Source organism: Paraglaciecola psychrophila 170, assembly GCF_000347635.1.
Taxonomy (GTDB): Bacteria; Pseudomonadota; Gammaproteobacteria; order Enterobacterales; family Alteromonadaceae; genus Paraglaciecola; species Paraglaciecola psychrophila.
In genome coordinates this window covers 5,144,949-5,166,619 of record NC_020514.1, presented here as the reverse complement: position 1 = coordinate 5,166,619, position 21,671 = coordinate 5,144,949, and the positions used below count along the sequence as shown (strand labels likewise).

20 protein-coding genes and 2 pseudogenes are annotated in these 21,671 nt (G+C 40.7%); 19 read left to right on the top strand and 3 right to left on the bottom strand.

The features are described 5' to 3' along the window. Positions 1–40 precede the first annotated feature (40 nt). From C427_RS22710 to C427_RS22690, 6 genes are all read left to right on the top strand, one after another. On the top strand, positions 41–823 hold the full coding sequence (locus C427_RS22710; RefSeq protein ID WP_007643748.1) for an SDR family NAD(P)-dependent oxidoreductase: 783 nt from the start codon (positions 41–43) through the stop codon (positions 821–823). A gap of 643 nt (positions 824–1,466) precedes the next feature. After that, a complete protein-coding gene (locus C427_RS22705; protein ID WP_007643745.1) occupies positions 1,467–2,672 on the top strand; it encodes an EstA family serine hydrolase in 1,206 nt (401 codons plus the stop codon). A 229-nt stretch (positions 2,673–2,901) separates the two neighbouring features. Beyond that, positions 2,902–3,087: an IS66 family insertion sequence element accessory protein TnpA gene (gene tnpA, locus C427_RS28965; protein ID WP_007643739.1), complete on the top strand. Its 186-nt coding sequence runs from the start codon at positions 2,902–2,904 to the stop codon at positions 3,085–3,087. Positions 3,088–3,570: 483 nt separating this feature from the next. Continuing rightward, complete coding sequence (locus tag C427_RS22700) at positions 3,571–3,942, top strand: response regulator (protein WP_015431391.1); 372 nt, start codon at positions 3,571–3,573, stop codon at positions 3,940–3,942. Positions 3,943–4,031: 89 nt separating this feature from the next. Beyond that, a complete protein-coding gene (locus C427_RS22695) occupies positions 4,032–4,448 on the top strand; it encodes a VOC family protein (protein WP_187292438.1) in 417 nt (138 codons plus the stop codon). A gap of 130 nt (positions 4,449–4,578) precedes the next feature. Next, the gene (locus tag C427_RS22690) at positions 4,579–5,046 is read left to right on the top strand and encodes a Dps family protein (protein ID WP_007643734.1); all 468 of its coding nucleotides are present in this window, start codon (positions 4,579–4,581) and stop codon (positions 5,044–5,046) included. A 177-nt stretch (positions 5,047–5,223) separates the two neighbouring features. On the opposite strand, the gene C427_RS22685 is transcribed toward C427_RS22690, so the two are convergent. Further along, positions 5,224–5,895 (bottom strand): YitT family protein, encoded by a 672-nt coding sequence (locus C427_RS22685; RefSeq protein ID WP_007643732.1) that lies wholly within the window; start codon positions 5,893–5,895, stop codon positions 5,224–5,226. 349 nt (positions 5,896–6,244) lie between these two features. Here C427_RS22685 and C427_RS22680 point away from each other — a divergent pair, with 349 nt between their 5' ends. The 4 genes from C427_RS22680 (at position 6,245) to C427_RS22665 (ending at position 9,161) form a co-directional block, all read left to right on the top strand. Further along, complete coding sequence (locus C427_RS22680; RefSeq protein WP_187292437.1) at positions 6,245–7,135, top strand: dienelactone hydrolase family protein; 891 nt, start codon at positions 6,245–6,247, stop codon at positions 7,133–7,135. Positions 7,136–7,358: 223 nt separating this feature from the next. Beyond that, a complete protein-coding gene (locus C427_RS28625) occupies positions 7,359–7,607 on the top strand; it encodes a hypothetical protein (RefSeq protein WP_007643730.1) in 249 nt (82 codons plus the stop codon). Between the two features lie 301 nt (positions 7,608–7,908). Next, positions 7,909–8,130, top strand: a complete 222-nt coding sequence (locus C427_RS22670) for a hypothetical protein (protein ID WP_007643729.1) — start codon at positions 7,909–7,911, stop codon at positions 8,128–8,130. Between the two features lie 563 nt (positions 8,131–8,693). Next, entirely contained in the window at positions 8,694–9,161 is a 468-nt protein-coding gene (locus tag C427_RS22665; RefSeq protein ID WP_007643728.1) for an LEA/WHy family protein, read from the top strand. 92 nt (positions 9,162–9,253) lie between these two features. Here the strand turns inward: C427_RS22665 and fadA are convergent, their stop codons facing one another. Together fadA and fadB are read right to left on the bottom strand one after the other, a co-directional pair. Next, positions 9,254–10,417: an acetyl-CoA C-acyltransferase FadA gene (gene fadA / locus C427_RS22660; protein WP_007643727.1), complete on the bottom strand. Its 1,164-nt coding sequence runs from the start codon at positions 10,415–10,417 to the stop codon at positions 9,254–9,256. A 29-nt stretch (positions 10,418–10,446) separates the two neighbouring features. Then, positions 10,447–12,596, bottom strand: a pseudogene (gene fadB, locus C427_RS22655) (fatty acid oxidation complex subunit alpha FadB). A gap of 276 nt (positions 12,597–12,872) precedes the next feature. Between fadB and C427_RS22650 the strand changes: the two are divergent. The 9 genes and pseudogenes from C427_RS22650 to C427_RS22625 all read left to right on the top strand — a co-directional run bounded on the left by C427_RS22650 (position 12,873) and on the right by C427_RS22625 (position 21,652). Further along, entirely contained in the window at positions 12,873–14,282 is a 1,410-nt protein-coding gene (locus tag C427_RS22650) for a Lytic transglycosylase catalytic (protein ID WP_015431388.1), read from the top strand. After that, a pseudogene (locus tag C427_RS28960) lies at positions 14,239–14,798 on the top strand (lytic transglycosylase domain-containing protein). The gene C427_RS22650 and the pseudogene C427_RS28960 overlap by 44 nt, the downstream one beginning before the upstream one ends. Before the next feature lie 81 nt (positions 14,799–14,879). Further along, a complete protein-coding gene (gene pepQ, locus C427_RS22645; protein ID WP_007643717.1) occupies positions 14,880–16,217 on the top strand; it encodes a Xaa-Pro dipeptidase in 1,338 nt (445 codons plus the stop codon). Positions 16,218–16,584: 367 nt separating this feature from the next. Next, complete coding sequence (locus tag C427_RS25610) at positions 16,585–17,364, top strand: carbohydrate binding family 9 domain-containing protein (protein WP_015431385.1); 780 nt, start codon at positions 16,585–16,587, stop codon at positions 17,362–17,364. Continuing rightward, positions 17,318–17,560, top strand: coding sequence for a DUF5916 domain-containing protein (locus C427_RS25605; protein ID WP_015431384.1), 243 nt, complete (start codon positions 17,318–17,320; stop codon positions 17,558–17,560). Before C427_RS25610 ends, C427_RS25605 begins: the two co-directional genes overlap by 47 nt. A 32-nt stretch (positions 17,561–17,592) precedes the next feature. Further along, positions 17,593–18,912, top strand: coding sequence for a hypothetical protein (locus C427_RS25600; protein ID WP_015431383.1), 1,320 nt, complete (start codon positions 17,593–17,595; stop codon positions 18,910–18,912). A gap of 86 nt (positions 18,913–18,998) precedes the next feature. Further along, positions 18,999–19,934, top strand: coding sequence for an SPFH domain-containing protein (locus C427_RS22635; RefSeq protein WP_007643709.1), 936 nt, complete (start codon positions 18,999–19,001; stop codon positions 19,932–19,934). A gap of 3 nt (positions 19,935–19,937) precedes the next feature. Continuing rightward, complete coding sequence (locus C427_RS22630) at positions 19,938–20,390, top strand: NfeD family protein (RefSeq protein ID WP_007643706.1); 453 nt, start codon at positions 19,938–19,940, stop codon at positions 20,388–20,390. 143 nt (positions 20,391–20,533) lie between these two features. Beyond that, the gene (locus tag C427_RS22625; protein ID WP_007643704.1) at positions 20,534–21,652 is read left to right on the top strand and encodes a hypothetical protein; all 1,119 of its coding nucleotides are present in this window, start codon (positions 20,534–20,536) and stop codon (positions 21,650–21,652) included. The last annotated feature ends 19 nt before the right edge of the window (positions 21,653–21,671 follow it).

Sequence of the window (21,671 nt, the reverse complement as noted above, 5' to 3'; positions counted from 1 at the left end):
GAGAATTAAACCGAATCAAGCAATAAAATAAGGACTCAATATGGCTTCACCACATTCATTAGCAATAGTTACAGGCGGATGTTCAGGGCTTGGATATGCCACCGCTACCGCTTTAATCAACGCAGGTTGGCATGTGTGTATATTTGATGTAAATAAAGATAATGGTGATCAAATCGCGTCTCAGCTGAGCGCGTCAAACTGTCATTATGAATTTGCTGATGTTACATCTAGCGGAAGTGTGGAACTCGCATTTGAAAGGCTCCAACAAAAAACAAAACAAAGCAATATACGTTTATTAGTCAATTGCGCAGGCGTCGCACCTGCAAAACGAACATTAAATAGAGATAGTGAGCCAATGGCATTGGCGGATTTCGCTAACGTGATAAACATTAATCTCGTCGGCTCATTTAATGTAGCAAGAGTTGCCGCTGCCATTATGGCTAAAAAAAACTCAATTGACCAAGATAATTCCCGAGGAGTGATTATCAATACTGCTTCGGTAGCTGGTTATGAAGGACAAGTTGGGCAAACCGCTTATGCGTCGAGTAAAGCCGGCATCATTGGCTTAACTTTACCTATGGCTAGAGATTTAGCTGCTGTCGGTATTCGCGTAAATACAATCGCTCCGGGCATAATGGGGACGCCAATGTTACTGGCAATGCCTGAAAATGTGCAGTCAGCATTGGCAAGTCATGTACAGCATCCTAAACGCTTAGGTTTGCCTGAAGAGTTTGCCAATCTAGTATTACATATCGCAGAAAATACCTATATAAATGGGGAAACTATTCGTATCGATGGTGGTTTGAGAATGCCACCTAAATAGTTACATTAAACTAGTATCTAGCAGCAAAGCGAACTGTTAACTCATAATCGTTTTACTGCTAATTTAGGTAATTTATTTATGGCGTGTTCAACCAAAGGTATAAATGTAAAATTGTACCGCAGATACAGTCGTTGCGATGTCTGTCTCTGTTGAGTTTGAGGATCGTCCGAGAATACCGATTACTCTATTATTATGGTTATTGTTCATAGAGTTGAACGTGTTACGGAAAATTGTAAAGCTAGATACATGGAAACGTTTACGTCACTTAATAAACAAGAGTTTAAAATCTTTGAATATTAATTAACTAAGTATCTACTAGGCTTATTTAACTCGAAAATAAAAACCGCGAATATGTCTTTTAGGGTAAACGTTATGGTGTGTTGATGTCATCCGCGTTTGGCAACTTGTAACATTAAATCATTGGTGATTATTAGCCGAATTGTAAAGAAAGTATAAAATTATTTCTTCACAAAAAAAAGGCTATGGTCACTTTAAATTCATCAATTGAAATGCCTGACTTCTATCCTTGATGGGGTTAAATTTTTTATCGCTAAGTTTTATTTATAAGCGACTGACTATCAAGGTTTTGTGTTGTTCATGAGCTCTTCATTTTTTCTTTTAACTAGATTAATCGAGACAACAAATGCCCACAGTAGTAAAAGGTCAGTTCGACCCGAAATTTGTCCAATTGCAAGCCGAATTTGAACGTAATTTTTCCGATAGAGGTGAGTCTGGTGCGTCGGTTTGCCTTAGTGTTAACGGCGAAACCATGGTGGATTTGTGGGGGGGAGTGGCTAACCAAAAAACAGGCGAACTCTGGGAAAGAGATACAGTATCCATTGTTTTTTCATGCACCAAAGCTGCTACCGCTCTTTGTGCGCATATTCTAATCGATAGGGGGCTGCTTGATTTACACGGACTAGTCACTGATTACTGGCCTGAGTATGGTAAACACGGGAAAGACAACACTACAGTAGCGATGATGCTCAACCATGAAAGTGGCGTACCTGCATTTCGTGAACCGATAAAACTAGGTGGCTTCAATGATTGGGACTACATGATTTCGCGGCTTGAAAATGAGAAACCATTTTGGGAGCCGGGTACACGTAATGGTTACCATATGGTGAGCTTTGGTTGGACGGTTGGTGAACTGGTGCGAAGAGTATCAGGAAAATCACTAGGCACTTTTTTTGCTGACGAAGTCGCTGGGCCAACAGGTGCTGATTTCTGGATCGGTATTCCAGACAGCTTTTCTCATCCCATAGCACCAATGATCCCATATTCACCTATACCTGACGACATAGTACTTGATTTCGGCGCTAAGTTGATGGCTGACCCAACGTCTGTTCAAGCGTTATCATTTTTGAACACCGGAGGATGGAGAGCGGATAATCCTGAAAGCTATCGTGCCGAAATCGGTGGCGCTGGCGGAATTTCTAATGCCCGTGGTCAGGTTGCCATGTATGAACCTTTAGCTAAGAATGACGGCAGTCTTGTGTCGCCCGAATGCCTTAAAAATATGAGTCTGGTCTCTACAGCAACCCAACAAGATTTTACACTGTTACTTCCAACACGGTTTGGTCCAGGTTTTATGAAGTCTTTAGATAATCGTCAGATGCACTCTGCGGCAAGTCGACAGTCCGTTATTCTTGGCGACCAAGCTTTTGGCCATGTGGGGGCGGGTGGATCTATTGGTTTTGCTGACCCCGAGTGTGGTTTGGCTTTTAGTTATACGATGACCAAAATGGGCAATGGCTTATTACTCAACGATCGCGGCCAGAGCCTAGTGGATGCTGCTTATTTGACATTAGGTTACAAAAATAACAAATCAGGTGTATGGATCAAGTAATCAAGCGTTGGTATCAATGCACACCCACCTGAAATCCCTTTACTGTGCTCAGCTTGCGCTTGATAGAGTATTGAATAGGTAGAATTAAACATCATTTTTCATAAGATGAAAACACATAATGTCTCATATTTGCCATATTGACGTCCCTTATACATCTGTTAGGTAAGCGCTTAATAAACCCACGTCCTTATTCTGACGGGCAATCTGCTGCATAATTACCTCATTACAAATGTATGAGCAAAACAAAGCGACTGCAACATCAAATTTAAAGCAGGAAGCTCCGCTGGGGCGTGACTCAGGTTTAACCCAAGCTGCCTATTGTTGGGATCACGACCTGTGTCCACACAATTTCAGCTACAACAAACGCAAATACTCAACCGGACCGGTACCCGTTAATCTAGGGCAATCGTATTAAAATATTTGTAGCAGTTTCAGCAAGTAATCATTATCCCAACCTGCCATTTACCGCTTAATTTAACTGACGTAGAGCTGAACTCTATGGTCATCGCTTAAGCAGATCTCAGGTTAACTAACAAGGCACAGACTAAAAGAAGTAAAAGTTTGTTTCTTATTTGAGAGCGTATTATTTGCCTAGCTAAATACTATAGCGGCAGAGCGTAACTAACTTCGAGTGACATCTGGTCTATAAAATGGATGTATATTAAAGTTACCTTTTTTAACGAAGTTTAATACTCTCTCGTCAATTAAACGTCAATCAACGTTTTGAAATCCAATAATAAAAATACAATTATCAAGTTCGATTCGCATATGCCTGAACCACCATAATTGATTCTATTATGATATTTGTAGGCGACTGATAAAATATAGATAGAAAATTTTTCATCTCTCTTTCAATGATAAAAATTGTAATATAACATGCTCACGAGTCTTTAAAAGTATGAATCAAACACATTATTCTTATCATTGGACAAGTTTGAGGCAATACGTTAAGTTTGTCAGTTTGATACTTAAACGTATGGGGTACGAATTTGTCGAAACTGCTGACAATGCTGAAGTGGCATTAGAAAAAGTCCTACATGTTGTTTTTGATTTGATTCTACTGGATATCAATCTACCTGCGATGAGCGGTTTAGAATTACTCAAACATCTAAGTATTAAAAGTCCAAACAGTAAAGTGGTAATGTGTTCTGTAAGTAGCTCTGAAGATCATATTCGCCAATCAATCAAAGATGGCGCTGAAGGTTTTTTGGTTAAACCTGTCACCCAGACTAGTTTAGTCTCTTTACTACATCGTTTAGGCTTTCAATAAGTAAAGCTTTGGGGTTTTATGCGCCGTTACGGAATCGGCCTTTACGGATAATTAATTTATGATTTTCAAACATTTATAGGCTAAAAATGATGCTAACACCCTTTCATCTTGCTATACCTGTTACAGATTTAGAACAGGCTAAAGCCTTTTATGGTGGCCTGCTGGGTTGTGAAAGAGGCCGTCGGTCTGACGACTGGATTGATTGGAACTTTTTTGGTCACCAATTAGTGACCCATCTTGTTACTGAGATGCCAAGTTTTCCCAAACATAATCAAGTAGATAACTATGCAGTGCCTATTCCTCACTTCGGTGTAGTTTTAAACTGGAGTGATTGGCAAGCGCTGGCGATTAAGCTTAGTACCGCCCGTATTGATTTTATTATTGAGCCTTACATACGATTTGAAGGGCAAGCTGGTGAACAAGCGACGATGTTTTTTATGGATCCTTGCGGTAATGCATTAGAATTTAAGGCATTTCAAGATATTCATCAATTATTTGCGAGTTAATGTGAGTAGTCTATTAGGTATTTTATATTGATTGTGTAAATCGATTGTTCTGTTTAATAATATTCATTAGCCATCACGAGTGATAAGGCTTATTATTTATTTACACTCTCAACCCACAAGGGAACAAATAATGAGTAATATTAATATCGGTATTAACGAACAAGATAGGGAAGTTATTGCTGAAGGCTTAAAGTGCCTGTTAGCAGACTCTTATACGCTATATTTACAAACACATAATTTTCATTGGAATGTAACTGGGCCGCAGTTCAGAGAACTACATCTCATGTTTGAAGAGCATTATACTGAGCTATCTTCGGCTGTTGATGATATTGCGGAGCGGATACGTACTTTAGATGTGGCTGCACCGGGAACTTATAAAGAGTTTGCTAAGCTAAGTTCAATTAAAGAAGTTGACGGTGTACCTTCTGGAATTGAAATGGTTAATATATTACTTAATGGTCATGAAGCAGTGGTTAAAACATGCCGCAAGGTATTGGCATCAGCGCAACAAGCAGACGATGAATCTTCTGCTGCCTTGGTGTCAGATAGAATGCGTATTCATGAAAAAACAGCATGGATGCTAAGAGCTTTGAGTTAAGTAAATATTAAAATAAAATGCATCAATAAAACTTATTGATGCTCAAGTTGACAAAAAAGGCCGAAGTGGATAATTACACTTCGGCCTTTTTTCAACTGCTGTCTACCCACCGTAAGCCTAAGAACTGCATGTGAAATTCGATAGAAGCGCTAATAAACTAGAGTACTAGATTGGGACCTACTCAACCACACCTAATAGTTTTTCCTCTAAGGTTGCATCTTTGTGAATGCTTTTAGTCTTTTTAGACTCAATATAAGCCTGATAACGACCAGGTTTATGGTTTACTGCGATAAGTAAATTCATTGTGATAGCGCCAATCACAGATAGAAATACCAGATCAATGCTAAAGATAAACATCGAAGACGTCAGGATCACAGAATCAACTAATAAGCCAAAATTGCCTGCACGAATATTAAATTTGTTCTGAAGATACAAGGCTAAAATACCTAGTCCTCCTAGGCTTGATTTATGTCTAAACATAATCAACAGTCCCACCCCAATCAACATACCGCCAGCCACGCTAGCAAATATTGGGTGAATACTTTCAATATTAATCAGATGCTGCACTTGTTCTGTCATAACCGACACCAGAGATACTGAGATAAACGTATTAATAGCGAAACGCTTACTTAATTGAGTCCAAGCAATATAGTAAAAAGGGATATTGACCAAAAAAAACAATAGTCCAAAGCTCATATCAACAAGGTGTGTGCCAATAATGGCAATACCAGCAGTGCCGCCAGTCAGTAAGTTATGTGTACCAAACAACACCACTCCAAAAGATACCAATACACCCGCACAAAAAAGTGCCAATACGTCTTCATAAAATCTGTGTGTTGGGAAATTCACTATTTTACCTCTATCTCATTAATTTGTTGGAGAATTTGTCTGATTCAAGATACTACAATTTTACAGATTTACACCTACTATTGTTAGGTCAACAGACTGATCATGTTGCTAGTTGTTTAAGTGCTTCAGTAGCGGAAACTTTACGACTTTGGTTGGTTTTGTAAACAGGCTGTACCTAAGATGTTTCCTGTGCTGTTGGATAAATTTGTCACCAATCTAGGATTTGCTAGGAATGAGTGAAATTAAACTATTTTTGGTTTACCCATTGTTGAAGTTAAAGCATAGATGATCTTTATTGGTGTTTTTCAATTATGATTGTGAATAAATTAATTACCTAACAGAGAGCCTTATATCACATATTTCGCCAATACAGATCCCACAACAAGCCTTTGATTGGTATGACGATTATGCCCATGGTGATATAGACCGTCGCACTTTTCTAAGTCGTTTAGGCTCATTATCTGTTGCTGGGCTTACCCTTGGCGCAGTGACAAGTGCGCTTACGCCAAATTACGCATTAGCTGAACAAATCTCTTTCAACGATCAAGATATAAAAGCTACCTATCAAGAATTTAAATCTCCTAATGGTCACGGAGATGGGCGAGGTTATTTGGTTGTGCCGAGTAACATGGATAGCAAAGCGCCGAGTGTGTTAGTGGTACATGAAAACCGTGGGCTTAACACATATGTCCGGGACGTGGCAAGACGCCTGGCTAAGCAAGGTTTTATCGCGTTTGCTCCAGATGCGCTGTTTCCTTTAGGTGGTTATCCAGGTAATGATGATGATGGTCGTGCTATGCAGGGCAGCATGGACAGAGACAAAATTGATCAAGACTTTATAGCGGCGGCCCGTTATCTGAAAATGCATGAATCAAGTACAGGTAAATTAGGTGTAGTTGGTTTTTGTTTTGGAGGTTATGTAAGCAACATGTTAGCAGCGACAGTACCAGAACTTATAGATGCAGCTGTGCCATTTTATGGCACGCCAGTAAATGGCGATTTAGTCAAAAACGTCAAAGCGCCAATCATGATCCAATTCGCTGAAAATGATAAACGTGTTAACGCCACTTGGCCTGATTATGAAGCAGCATTAAAAGCTAATAAGGTTAATTACACCGCATATTTTTATCCTAGCACTCAGCATGGTTTCCACAATGACTCTACTAGTCGATATGATCCCAAAGCAGCTGAACTTGCTTGGTCGCGAACGCTGGAATTTTTTAGACAACATTTAGCCTGATTATTGTTACTTATAATGTGTATCTTTGAATTAAGTGCCAGCTAATGTCACTGGCTTTTTTAATCTTTACTTGTAATTCATTTTGGTCTGTAAGACGTGTTGGCTTTAACCGAACCCCGACTTAAAAAGTATTATGAATTTTTTCACTGTATTTTAATTAAACTTGCTGCAGCAAGTCTGCGTTAATTACGATTATCCCAGTCAGGTTATAGAGGGTGAAAAAATGATTAAATTTACAGGAGAAAGCTTAGCGGGCCAACCCACCTCCGTCCCTCAAGCATTTGCAGGTCGCAAGACCTTGTTGCTGTTTGGCTATATTCATAAGTCACAAATTGACATCGCCCGACGGTTGATTGGACTAGAGCAAACTAACATTCAGGTTGCAGCTTACGAAATCCCCAGGATTAAAGGTATGTTTCTACAGATGTTTAGTACAGCGTTTGACAACTCTATGCGTAACGGGATCCCGTAAGAAATATGGAAAGGTGTGATCATCGTTTATAGAGATGGTGAAAGGGTGCAAAGATACACAGGCAGTTTAAAGCTAAAAATGCCCGTGTGCTGTTGATAAATTCCCAAGGTGAGGTGATACATTTTTATGATAGAGGTTTTTCAGTCGGTGCTTTAAATGCTTCGAGAGAGAAGCTGTAGAGTGGATTTCATTTTTTGCAGCGTTGCTTGATAAATTCAGTTACATCTTTAATCGTGATCTAAGAGCTAGGGTAAGTCATGATGATTAGTTAGAATTAGTAGTAGTGAATAAGGAATTAATAATGAATAAAGATATCAAAGGCCTGTGCTTGTTTTTGGGAATGATTGGTTTGGTTTATGCAGCAATACTGGTACTGACCATGTTATTCACTGGCGTGAAAATTCTAAAAAGTATTGTATTCATCTTTGCTTTCTCATCATTTTTAGTCAGCCTTGGCCTGACTCCTCAGGTTAAACAACGCTTAGTGCAGGCGCTTAAACAAAAAACGGCATTCTACAAATAAAATATTTAATAAGGCGTGTGAGTAGATCAACCTGACATTTATCCACGTTTAAAGTCAGAACAGATCCAATCTCTAGCAGGCCTATTGGTATCAACGAGCCAATTTTTAAAACTGATCGTGTCGTGAATTACAACTAACCTAATGCCAGATATGATAAAAATCCACGCAATTAGCAATAAGATATACTTGACCTGATACGAGGTTCCTCGGTGGGCACATCCTTAGATGAAAAATAATCTATTTAACCTGAACTTGGGTTAAGACCTGCCGCGTCCCTAGAGGTCATTACAATATAAACAATATGTTAGATGCTGCCAATTGGTTTGCAAAGACATTGAACGCAACCAGTGCTGCTATTATTGCGTTTATCGAGGCGAGCTTATGAGGGAATAACGCGTTAATATGAGCAAGTTTAACGAAGATAGGCGCGATAATACTGGTACTGGACGGTATGGCTTATCCCGAACTGAGATTATTAATACATATACTTTTTTAGCAGCTGTAGATACTTGTACAACAACGATTTCCTGATTAATGTTGCCACAAAAGTAAAGGATAAAACTTTGAAACTGCTCATATCTCGTCTAACTACGCTATTGGTTATTCTAATACCCACCAGCTGTGCTACTTTAAATTCTAACTTTGAAAAGCCTGAAATAATCGTTAATTCCTTTAAAATACTGCCAGGCGGTAGTATAGATCCTACATTTGAAATCGGTTTGCGAGTGGTTAATCCCAATAGTATCTCCTTAAATTTTAAAGGCATGGCATACACTGCTAGCATTGAAGGTAATCAGATATTTTCTGGTGTGGCGAATCAACTGCCTATCGTGCCTGCTTATGGCGAAGAAGAGGTAAAGTCAAACGTACAGGCAGATTTGTTCGGAGGTATTAGGTTATTTGCTGACCTCATGCAGCCAAGAAAGACCCGTATCGCTTATACGCTGAAAGTGAAATTGGACGTTGGCACTTTTGCACTGCCTATTCACATTACTCGAGAAGGCAATTTAACTATGCCAAAGACTAATTAACTTAACAGTCGAAATAAAATCTCCAAAAATGGTCCAAAAAAAAGCATTACTTTTTAGAAGTAATGCCTTTTTAAAATAGGATGTTGAGCTAGTTAAACGCGCTCAAATACCGTAGCAATACCTTGACCTAAACCAATACACATAGTGGCTAGACCGATAGACTTGTCGTTGGCTTCCATTAGATTGATTAACGTAGTGGATATACGAGAGCCAGAACAGCCTAGTGGGTGTCCAAGTGCAATTGCACCACCGTTCAAGTTGACTTTGTCTTCGTAACTATCAATCCAACCAAGTTGTTTGATACAAGACAACGCTTGTGCAGCAAAAGCTTCGTTAAATTCAGCCAGTTCTATATCTGCCATCGTCATGCCAGCACGTTTAAGTGCTTTTTGGGTGGCTGGTACTGGACCATATCCCATAATAGCTGCATCACAACCTGCCACTGCCATAGCGCGAATTTTAGCCCGTGGTGTCAACCCTAGTGCTTTGGCTTTATCAGCTGACATGATCAACATCGCAGATGCACCATCAGATAAGGCAGACGATGTACCTGCTGTAACTGTGCCATTGACCGGATCAAATACCGGTCTTAAGGCCGCCATAGATTCAGCAGTAGAGTCTGGACGGATTGTTTCATCTGCACTAATAGATTTTAAAATTCCGTCTGCATCATGGCCTTGTGTGGTGACAATTTCACTGGCCCAGCGGCCCTCTAGTGTTGCTTGGTGTGCTCGTTGGTGTGAGCGCGCGCCAAAGGCATCCTGCATTTCACGCGTAATACCGTTTTGACGCCCTAACAACTCTGCCGTCATGCCCATACTGCCTGACGCTTTAGCGGTGTGCTTAGCAATACCAGGATGAAAGTCTAGATTGAAATCCATAGGCACATGGCCCATATGTTCAACACCGCCAATCATATACACGTCACCACGACCAGACATAATACCGCTGGTGGCGTCATGTAGAGCTTGCATAGATGAACCACATAAGCGGTTCACTGTGACTGCACCCGTTGAGCGAGGGATATTAGTTAATAATTGTGAGTTACGAGCAATATTGAATCCTTGCTCTTTGGTTTGCTGAACACAGCCCCAGATGATGTCTTCAATATCATTAGGATCAAGGTTTGGATTGCGTTCAACTAACTTTGACATTAAATGTGCAGATAAAGTTTCTGCGCGCACGTTGCGAAAAATACCGCCTTTAGATCGACCCATAGGTGTGCGTATACAATCAACTACTACGACTTCTTTCATGATCTTCTCCTGAATAAATGTAAAAAAGACTACGCAAAATATGATTTGTTTGATGCGGCCATTTCGCGCACACCATCAGAAATCTGATAAACCGGACCTAAATCAGCGTATTTATCGGCTAATGCTACAAAGTTGGCTAAGCCCATCGTTTCAATAAAGCGGAATATCCCACCTTTAAAGGGAGGAAAGCCTAAACCATAAAGTAATGCCATATCGGCTTCAGCTGCACTGGCAACGATGCCTTCTTCTAGACAACGAATGGCTTCATTGGCCATTGGGATCATCACTCTTGCAATGATTTCGTCTTTGTCGAAGTCGCGCTTAGCAGCGCAATGTGGGGCGAACAATTCGTAAGCTTCTGGTGCCGCCACTTTAGCTGGGCGGCCACGCTTGTCTAGGCTGAAGTTATAGAAACCTTTACCATTTTTCTGACCTAAACGATCTGCTTTATACAATAAGGTAACAGGGTCGTTAGCAATTTTCTGCATCCGCTCAGGGATACCATCAGACATTACGCTAGATGCGTGATCAGACGTGTCCATGCCTACCACATCAAGCAGGTAAGCAGGACCCATTGGCCAACCAAATATTTTTTCCATGACCTTATCAACGGCAACAAAGTCGGCACCGTCCATAATCAATCTGCTGAAACCTGCGAAGTAAGGAAACAATACACGGTTAACTAAAAAGCCTGGGCAATCGTTGACCACAATCGGGGTTTTACCCATTTTTAAAGTGGCTGCAACTACTGCAGAAATTGTGTCTTCAGAGGTTTTTTCACCGCGAATGATTTCAACTAATGGCATTTTGTGCACGGGGTTAAAGAAGTGCATACCACAGAAGCGTTCTGGCTTTTTCAAGCTTTTGGCTAAATGGTTGATAGAAATAGTCGAGGTGTTAGAACAAATAATCGTATCGTCAGATACATGCTGCTCAGTTTCAGCTAATACTATGCTTTTTACTTTAGGGTTTTCGACTACCGCTTCAATCACTAAGTCGACGTCTTTAATGGCTGAGTATTCTAATGTAGGCACAATGCTATTGAGAGTTGAAGCCATTGTGGCTACATCGACTTTACCGCGCTGCATGCCTTTACCTAAAATAGTCGCGGCTTCTTTTAAACCCAAGTCCAATGCAGCTTGGTTAATGTCTTTCATTATAACAGGTGTGCCTTTCACCGCAGACTGGTAGGCTATTCCGCCACCCATAATACCTGCGCCTAACACGGCAGTTAGTTTGATTTCTTTTTTCGCTGCTTTTGCTTGTTTTTACCTTTGCCTTTAACTAACTGATCAGCCAAAAATATACCCACTTGAGCTTTTGCTGCGTCGGTTTTAGCTAATTGAGCAAAACCTTGGTTTTCTAGTTTAAGTGCGCCATCTCTATCAAGGCCCGCGGCTTTTGATATTGTCTCTACCATCATATGCGGCGCTGGGTAATGTTTACCAGCCTGCGCGAAAACCATAGCTTTAGCAGTTGAAAAGCTCATCATGGCTTCGTTTTGATTTAGTGTCAGAGGTGCCTTTTTCTCTGCACGTCGAGCTTGCCAATCAAAGTCGCCAGCAATCGCATCTTTCAGCATGCTGATGGCTGCTTCAGTAAGTTTATCTGGTGCAACGACTGCATCTATAGCGCCTTCAGATAAAGCTTTTAATGCCTTGCGGTCACGGCCTGTGGTCATCCATTCAAGAGCGTTGTCTGCACCAATTAGGCGAGGAAGACGCACTGTGCCACCGAATCCTGGCATTAAGCCTAGTTTCACTTCTGGCAAGCCTAAGCTGGCGGTGGTATCTGCCACACGAAAGTCACAAGCCAGGGTCATTTCACAACCGCCACCCAGAGCAAAGCCATTGACTGCAGCGATAGTGGGAAAAGGTAAATCTTCAAAACGGTCAAATACCCGAGACGTTTTGCCTACCCAGGCCAGTACTTCTGCATCTGGCATTTCAAATAAATCAGTAAATTCTGTGATATCAGCACCCACGATGAAAGTCGATTTTGCTGAGCGCACGACAACACCTTTCACCTCTGAATGGGCTACAAGTGCTTGGGTCGCTGCATCTAAGTCTGCAACGGTTTGTCGATCAAACTTGTTCACTGAACCTTGCGCATCAAATATTAATTCTGCAATGCCATCTTGCAGTAAATTAACCGTGAGGCTCTTACCTTCGTATATCATTATCATCTCCTGTGGCTATCGCCAAAGCGTAAGTTGGGAAGAGGCCAATGGCCCTCCGAGTACAGATTATATGAATTGTTGTTAAAAGACTTGGAAAGGGCAACCTAACTTTTAACAAAAAATATATGAGTTGTTACATGTGGGTTAATATAGTCAATTCAACTGGTCATGCCAGTTAATGTATGAATTATCCAAAATACTCCCTTAAATAACTAAGCAAGTTTGTTAGTATCGAGTCTAGTATGTTGTTGGCTTCTTTTTTTTATTTTGGAATTTGTGACTATTCGCTACTTATTATGCATCGTGATCACTACTGTGTTATTTACTCAAACGGCAGTCGCCTCACCTGAACTAGGCCTTGAGCAACAACGAAAGCTTTTTATTCAAGCAGAGAGGCTTGCGTACAACCCCAATAACAGTGCCTTTAAAAAATTAATGGAACAACTGGAGGGTTACCCCTTAAAGCCCTACGTTGAATTGAAGACCTTAAGTAAGTTTCCTTTTATGGCGAATAAAAAACAAATAGAACGTTTTTTAGCTAAATATGAATTTTCTCCATTAGACAGACCTTTGCGCAAAAAGTGGTTACTGTACTTAGATAAACAAAATCAGCCCGAACTGTTTAGCCATTTTTATCGAGATATGGGTAATGTCACTTTAAACTGTAGTTACGCGGATATGTTACTGCAAAAAGATCCCTCAAGCGCCCAGGCATTTGAGCTGGCAAAAAATCTGTGGGTAGTAGGCCAATCCCAGCCTAATGATTGTGATGAATTATTCAATAAGTGGCAAAAGGCTGGCAAGCGTTCATCAGACTTAGTATGGAAAAGAATGTCTTTGGCGGCTGATGGGGGCAATCAAACGCTGATCCCGTATTTAAAAACCTTGATGCCACAGGATCAGCAATACTTAGGCGATCTCTGGTTAAAGGTGCGGCGCTCACCTAGCCAAGTCTCTCGTTTATCAAATTTTCTGGGCAAATACCCAGAGCTAGAAACTGAGATTTTGGTATACGGTTTAAAACGGCTTATCAGTAATAACAGGGATTTAGCATTACGCAGTTGGGAAAAGCTGTCGAGCCGATTTGCGTTTTCACTATCACAACAAAAACAAATATCGCATCGGTTTGCTATTTTTTTAGCGCTAGCAGATCACGAGCAAGCTGAATTTTGGTTAGAAAAGGCCACAAGTTTTGAACCTGATGCTGAATTACTACGTTGGCATTTAGCTCATGTATTAAGGCAGAATAACTGGCAAGATGCGTTGGATGTGATTAGCCTTGTGCCCGCAGAATCAGCTGACAACAACATGTTTGAATACTGGAAAGCCCAAGCTTACGAGAAGGTAGGTGCCAAAGAATTAGCTGACGTGGGCTTACATAAATTGGCCAAGCAGCGTCATTACTACGGTTTTTTGGCAAGCGGAAAGTTGTCTGAAATGCCTAGCTTAAATGATAATCCATTGCTCATCCCGAAAGAGATAATAGACGAGGTAGCTTCCTTGCCTGCTGCACAAAGAGCTTTTGAATTCAGAAAGTTAGGCCGCAATCTTAGTGCTAGACGTGAGTGGATCTTTTTGCAAACTCAATTGACTCAGAAACAGAAGGTAACCGCAGCTGTGCTGGCCAGCCAACAAGGTTGGCATGATCAAGCTATTTTGGTTTTCCAATTCAGGTTATCTGGATGATTTGAGCAGACGTTTCCCGATGCCTTTTGACAGTCAGTTGCAAAGCAACGCTAAGAAAAATAATATTGATGTAGCCTGGGCATTTGCCATTGTCAGACGTGAAAGCTCTTTTATGCCAGACGCTGCCTCTCATGCTGGTGCCTTGGGGTTGATGCAAGTAATGCCGGGTACGGCACGCTATCTCGCCAAGAAAAAATCAGAAAAAATAGCTTATTAAATCCCAACCGAAATGTTGCACTGGGTACACAATATATGCGTTATCTGATGGATAAGATGGATAATAATGCCATTTTGGCTACGGCATCTTACAATGCTGGTTGGCGGAGGGTGCAACAGTGGCTACCTGAAAAAGGTAATATGCCCTTGGACTTATGGATAGAAACTATTCCCTATAAAGAAACGCGTAATTACGTTAAAGCGGTGCTGGCATATCAGCAAATATACAGCCAACACTTAGGTGGCAGTGAGAACCTTTTTAAGAAATTAGCTAATATGGAAATACAACCAAAAAGTTAGCTACTTCTCTACAATATACGCCAGGCCAAGAGCCCTAAGCTTATGTTAATATGCAATTATATTCTTTGATGAGAGTCTGGTATGTCAGTTCAAACACTTCAAGTAAAGTTAGCACAAACCTATCCACAGCATATTTCAGAATTACAAAGCCGCACCTGTGAAGCTATTCAGCGGGAGAGTATTGAAGGTTTAATTATCCATTCGGGGCAAGGTAAACGTTTGTTTTTAGACGATAACCATTATCCCTTCAAAGTAAATCCGCAGTTTAAAGCGTGGTTGCCAGTGATTGATAACCCAAATTGTTGGCTGATTGTGAACGGCGTTGATAAGCCAAAATTAGTCTTCTACCGACCCAAAGATTTCTGGCATAAAGTGCCTGATGAGCCAAACGATTTCTGGGCTCAGCAGTTCGATATAGTATTACTGACGCAAGCTGATGCGGTGGAAAAACACCTACCTTTCGATAAAACTAAATATGCTTATATAGGCGAATATATTGAGGTAGCAAAGGCTTTGGGTTTTGAATTGGTGAATCCTGATAGAGTTATGCATTACCTTCATTACCAGCGAGCGTATAAAACAGATTATGAATTAGTGTGTATGCGTGAAGCAAACCGTATCGCGGTTAATGGGCATCGAGCCGCGAAAATTGCTTTTGAACAAGGGTTAAGTGAGTTTGATATTAATTTAGCTTATCTTCGTGCTGTTAGGCAAAGTGATAACCAAGTTCCCTATAATAATATTGTGGCGCTAAATGAAAACGCATCAATATTACACTACACCAATGTAGAAACAGAAGTGCCTACCCAAGCCCGTTCTTTTTTGATTGATGCGGGTGCAAATTTTAATGGTTATGCAGCTGATATTACCCGCACTTATGCTCGAGAGACTGGCGTGTTTGCAGACTTAATTGGGTCTATGCATAAAATTACTCAACAATGTGTGAATGAGTTAAAACCAGGCGTGTCTTATGTTCAAATTCATAGCAGTGCTTATCATCAAGTCGCAGCACTGTTATGTGACACAGGTATCGTGAATTTGAATGCTAACGATATGCTTGAAACAGGTATTGTTAATACGTTTTATCCCCATGGAATTGGGCATTTTCTTGGTTTGCAAGTACATGATGTGGCTGGGCACGTCTCGGATGACAGAGGTACCCCTAATCCCGCCCCTGATGCTCATCCATTTCTGCGAAATACTCGCACCATCGAAGCACGGCAAGTCTTTACTATTGAACCAGGTTTATATTTTATTAACAGCTTATTAGCAGATCTAAAAAGCAGCGAGCAATCCAAATATATTAATTGGAATATTGTTGATAGTTTACGACCTTTTGGTGGCATACGAATCGAAGATAACGTTATTGTGCATCGCGACAAAAACGAAAATATGACTCGTGAGTTAAATATAGATTAAGGTCTTTTAAAACCTAATTAGATAAAGCTGTTCACTGTTAAAGGCTAGTGTTTGCCTTTACTTAAACTAAAAAACGAGCTGTCACCAGTAGCAAAATTATACAGCGTTTCATTGCCTCGAAGGCTCTTCAGTGTTTATGTGATACATCTTCGACTTTACACATAAATTAGTCATAAATTGTGCATTGCTATCATAGGCAGGATCAAAACAAACATTCTGCGTATAAATAGGTACATATGCAACTTGTCTGGCTAACGGGTTGATTTAACGCATAAAGATGTTTTTATTTACGTATTTAGTTTACCCTTTTTTCAAATTATCCAAACCTGATGTTGGATTATAATTTTGTTAATCGGAACCTTTATTCATGTCTCGAACGTTTATCTGTTTATTGTTTTTTGTTGTCTACACTAATCTCACTTACGCCAAACAAGCCACTTCTAAAGCCAATATCTCAAATGATTTCGCTAAATTAGACATTCCTAACATAGCTGGAAAAATTAAGATTGACGGCGAACTTGATGATATTCAGTGGCAGCAAGCAAGACAGTTGGAACTCAAATTTGTTACTCGTCCATTTGAAAATACTCGTCCACCAGTCACCACTAATGTTAAAATATTTGAAAATGGCGACACCTTATATGTGGCATTTATAGCCCAAGATCCTAAGGTAGAAAACATCAGTGCTTTTTATCGCGATCGCGATGGTATATGGAGTGATGATTTAGTTGGGATTAAGCTTGATACCTTTAACGACAGCAGATTAGCCCATCAGTTTTTTGTTAACCCCTTTGGTATTCAAGCTGATTCGATTCAAAACGAAATGACGGGTAGAGAAAGTGATAGTTGGGATGGTATCTGGCAGTCGGCAGGTAAAATTGTTGCTGACGGATATCAGGTCGAAATGGCTATTCCATTGCGTATTTTAAACTTTGAAGAGGGGAGTGAAACCAAAAATTGGGGGGCTGAGTTGGTGCGCTATTATCCGAGAGCAGATAGGTTACGTATTTCGAATATGCCACTAGATCGCAATAACTCGTGTAATTTATGTCAAATGGGCTCTATTGGTGGATTCAAACAAGCCAAACAAGGCAAAAAATTTGGCCTTAATACCCACATTAGTGTTGGGAAAAGGGCAGAGTCGTGACCCAGAAGAAAGTCTAGAGTGGCAAGACTCTAATAACACAGAAGTAGGCTTAGACCTGAAGTGGGGGGTTACTCCAGAAGTATCTTTACAAGCCACTTTCAATCCAGACTTTTCACAAGTGGAAGCTGATGTGGCACAGTTGAGTATTAACGATACATTTGCGCTTTTTTTGATGAAAAACGTACGTTTTTCTTAGAAAACACAGATTATTTTTCGAGTAATTATAATTTGGTTTATACCCGTAATGTAGCCGCGCCTGATTATGGTGCTAAAGTGACTGGGCGAATCGAACAACATACCTTTGGTTTTTTTGTTGCCAATGATGAATCTACAACCTTCTTGGTGCCGGGTAATCTAGGCTCTAGTATTGCTAATGTCGAGCAGGAATCACTCAATTTAGCTCTGCGCTACCGCTATGATTTATCTGAGCAACTTTCAGTTGGCTGGACCAGCACTCTGCGTGATGCCGAGGGGTATTACAACTACGTCAATGCTATTGATGCTAAATATCAGCTAACCGATAACGATACTTTTCGGGCACAAATATTACGTTCTGACACACAATATCCCTTAGACCTATACAAAGAGTTTTGTGACGACAATTGTGAGCAAGACGAGGATTATTCAGAGACAGCCATTCGCTTAAAAAAAACCGAGGCCTTTAGTGGAAGAGCGTATCGTGTTAGTTATGATCATGAGGAGCGTAACTGGAATGTTTTTTTAAATCGAAATAGCCAGGGAGCAGGTATCCGCACAGATTTGGGCTTTGGTTCTTTGGCTGACCGCCATCAGTCTGTAGTAGGCGCAGGCTATAATTGGTACAGCGAAAACACTTGGTGGAATAAGATTAGGTTATCCGGTGATTGGGATATCAGCCATAACGATAATAATGAGCTGATTGAAAAAGAAGCTGAAGTGTATTTAAGCATGAACGGTCAATTACAATCGTATTTTAAAATAGGATTGCAAAAGCGAGATAAAGTGGGCTTGCGTGATGATCCCAGCAAGCTGAGCATTACCAACAATAGCACTTTATTTACTGAGCAGCAGGGCAGCGTTTATTTTGAAATGCGACCCAGTTCATCATGGTATATCAGTGCATTTGCGCGTTATGGTGATCATATTGATTACGACAACAACCGCTTAGGAAAACAATGGTTTGTGCGCCCAACAATTAACTGGAGCGTAGGCAAAAGCTTACAGTTCAAACTGCGTCATACCTATCAAAACCTTGATGTGAACAGTCAGCTGCTGTTTGCTGCGAATCTATCTGATTTTCGTGCAACCTATCAGTTCAATCAGCGCCAGTTTTTGCGTCTGATTTTAGTTTATTCTGACATTGAGCGGAATCAACAAAATTACACATTTGATGTGGATGCCAGCAGTAAAGGTTTAGGCACTCAATTATTGTATTCTTATAAACTTAATCCACTGACCAAATTTTTTGTGGGGTATTCAGACTCTGCTTACCAAGATGATGTGCTAACGTCGTTGACTAAAAATGAGCGCTCAGTATTTATGAAATTTAGTTATGCGTGGTTAAACTAGTTACCTTTTTAAAACTTGAAAAGTGGCTGAGTTAGCCTCATATTGATATACGGCTAACTCAGCCGTGTTGAATAAGGAAGACAGTCATGGAAGTATTACTTGATTATATTTTAACTGTACAAACCCTCATTTTAGTATTTGTGGTGGTGTTACTTAAAACCTCAATTAAATTTGTCCCTCAAAACCGTGCTTATGTAATTGAACGATTTGGTAAATTCCAATCGAGCAGAGAAGCCGGTCTTAATTTCATCTTCCCTTTTATTGATCGAATTTCTGCTGACCGCTCGCTAAAAGAGCAAGCAGTGGATGTGCCAGAGCAAAGCGCTATTACCAAAGATAATATTTCATTAAGTGTCGATGGGGTGCTGTATTTCCGCGTGCTTGACGCTTATAAAGCCACTTATGGTGTGGACGATTATGTGTTTGCCGTAACCCAACTAGCACAGACTACAATGCGCTCTGAGTTAGGCAAAATGGAACTGGATAAAACCTTTGAAGAACGGGATGTGCTAAATACTAATATAGTGATGGCGATTAATGATGCTGCTGGCCCTTGGGGTATTCAAGTACTGCGTTACGAGATCAAGGATATTGTGCCTCCTCAATCCGTAATGGAAGCGATGGAAGCCCAAATGAAAGCCGAGCGAGTCAAGCGCGCACAAATTTTAGAATCGGAGGGTGACAGACAGGCCGCAATTAACCGTGCTGAAGGTCAGAAAGCTTCGGTTGTTTTAGCAGCAGAAGCCGACAAAGCAGAACAAGTATTACGTGCAGAAGGTGAAGCCAAAGCAATAGTTGCTGTTGCGACTGCTCAGGCAGAAGCATTACGCCAAGTAGGTCAAGCAGCTGCCACGGAAGAAGGGCAAAAGGCCATTCAATTAGATTTAGCGACTAAGGCCATTGAGGCCAAACATGCGATTGCTAAAGAATCCTCTGTGGTGCTATTGCCTGATAGCAGTACCGAAGCTGCGAGTGTTGTAGCCCAAGCGATGACTATTATTAATCAGTTGAATAAGGCGTAACGTATGGACTGGGCACTCAATAACTTAGCTGAAAGTTTGCTCATTCTCGGCATTCTTTTATTAGTGATTGAAGTGGCAGTGTTGGGTTTTTCAACCTTCGCACTGTTTTTTGTAGGCTGCGCTGCGGTGGTCACCGCAGGTTTATTGTATGTGGGTATTATTCCAGATACTTGGTTGTCGGCCATGTTGAGTACAGGCGTACTCACTGGATTATCAGCTGTTTTGTTATGGAAGCCTTTAAAAAACATGCAAACGCAGGTGGACAAGACAAAAGCACAAGGCGATTTGGTCGGTCACCGTTTTATATTAGTGGAAGATGTGGCGCCTGAGTTGACCCCTGAATATCATTATTCAGGGATCGACTGGAAGCTGAAGGCCAATGAACATTTGGTAGCTGGCACTCAGGTAGAAGTCACACAAGCTGATGTTGGCGTATTCCATATCAAAGCTAGCTAGCTTTTAGATTGTAGGTATCTGTTATGTAAGTCGGGTTAATCCCGACTTTTTTTATTGTTTTAAGATCATTACTTGTAATCTTTTCTGCAACCTCATATAAATAATCAGCAGCCAATAACAAGCAATACTAATAATAGAAATTTATGCTTAATCACAGACCACTTTTTAAACATATTCGCAACCACGATACGCTTTTTAGTGAACTGGCGATGGCCAGAAACGCTCATGCGCAATGTCTTGGTCTCAACGATTATGCGTATCACAAAACCCCTAAATTTATTACTGCTGATGGCCGCAGGCTGACTATTGAGCCCGAGAGAAGTTTAATAGTGCAAAACTATCACTCTTTTACGGGGGTAAAGCCTATTTTACAGCAACAAATTCCCGGTTTTTATATTGTTAATAACAGCGATATTGGGTTTCGCTACCCCACTGCCGCGATTGCGGGTCAAGATGCACCCTTTATTAAACGTTTTCGGTCGGAGTTCTTCCATAAGGTTGATGAAGATAGAAGTATTTGCCGTCCACGGAATCTGTCTTATGGGATCAAAAGTCGTGGCAAAGGTGACAACAGACAAGAATACGAAGTGTGGGTGCCAGATGAGCATGTTCAGCTTAATCCCACCCCGTTATTTATTGATAAGTATGGTGAGGATTTGCCGGATGATGTGCGTGATTTTGCTAGCCTGACACCTGTTGTCTACGGTTGGATGGGGGTTAAACGTGCCGCTTTTGAAGCTATTTTTCTTGATAAGAAGAACATGGGTGATATTGCCATCAATATAGGCTTGTCGGTTGACGCTTATAACATTGGTGCTATGCCAGATTTATCGTATTCCCCAGTTGTTGGCAGTTCGATAGCAGTCAGTAACGCCGAGCTGGAATGGGAAGTAATGGGGTATTATGCGCCAAATGGTGCTCATCCTACTCACGATCAAATCTGGTCTGCTATTAATCATGCCATTGAAGCCGTGGGAATAGCGGTTAATAATATTTATGACAAGGAGTCAATTGCTACAAGTGAAAGTAAAACAGAGCGTATTCTTAGCTGTATACAAAGCCAACACATTTCCACAGAGCAGGTTTTAGATTGGAATTTAAAGCCTTGGGAGTTTTTACAAGTTGCCAGTATGCATAGGCGTAAATCTCATGACCCGAATCGCTCAGTCAACTTGTTAGGCAGACTCAACCGGCTTTTTTATCAAGAATCCTTTAAACTTCCTTCGCTCAAAAAGATACATGACTTAATCGCTCTCCCATAAAACGTTAGCGTAATGTAGT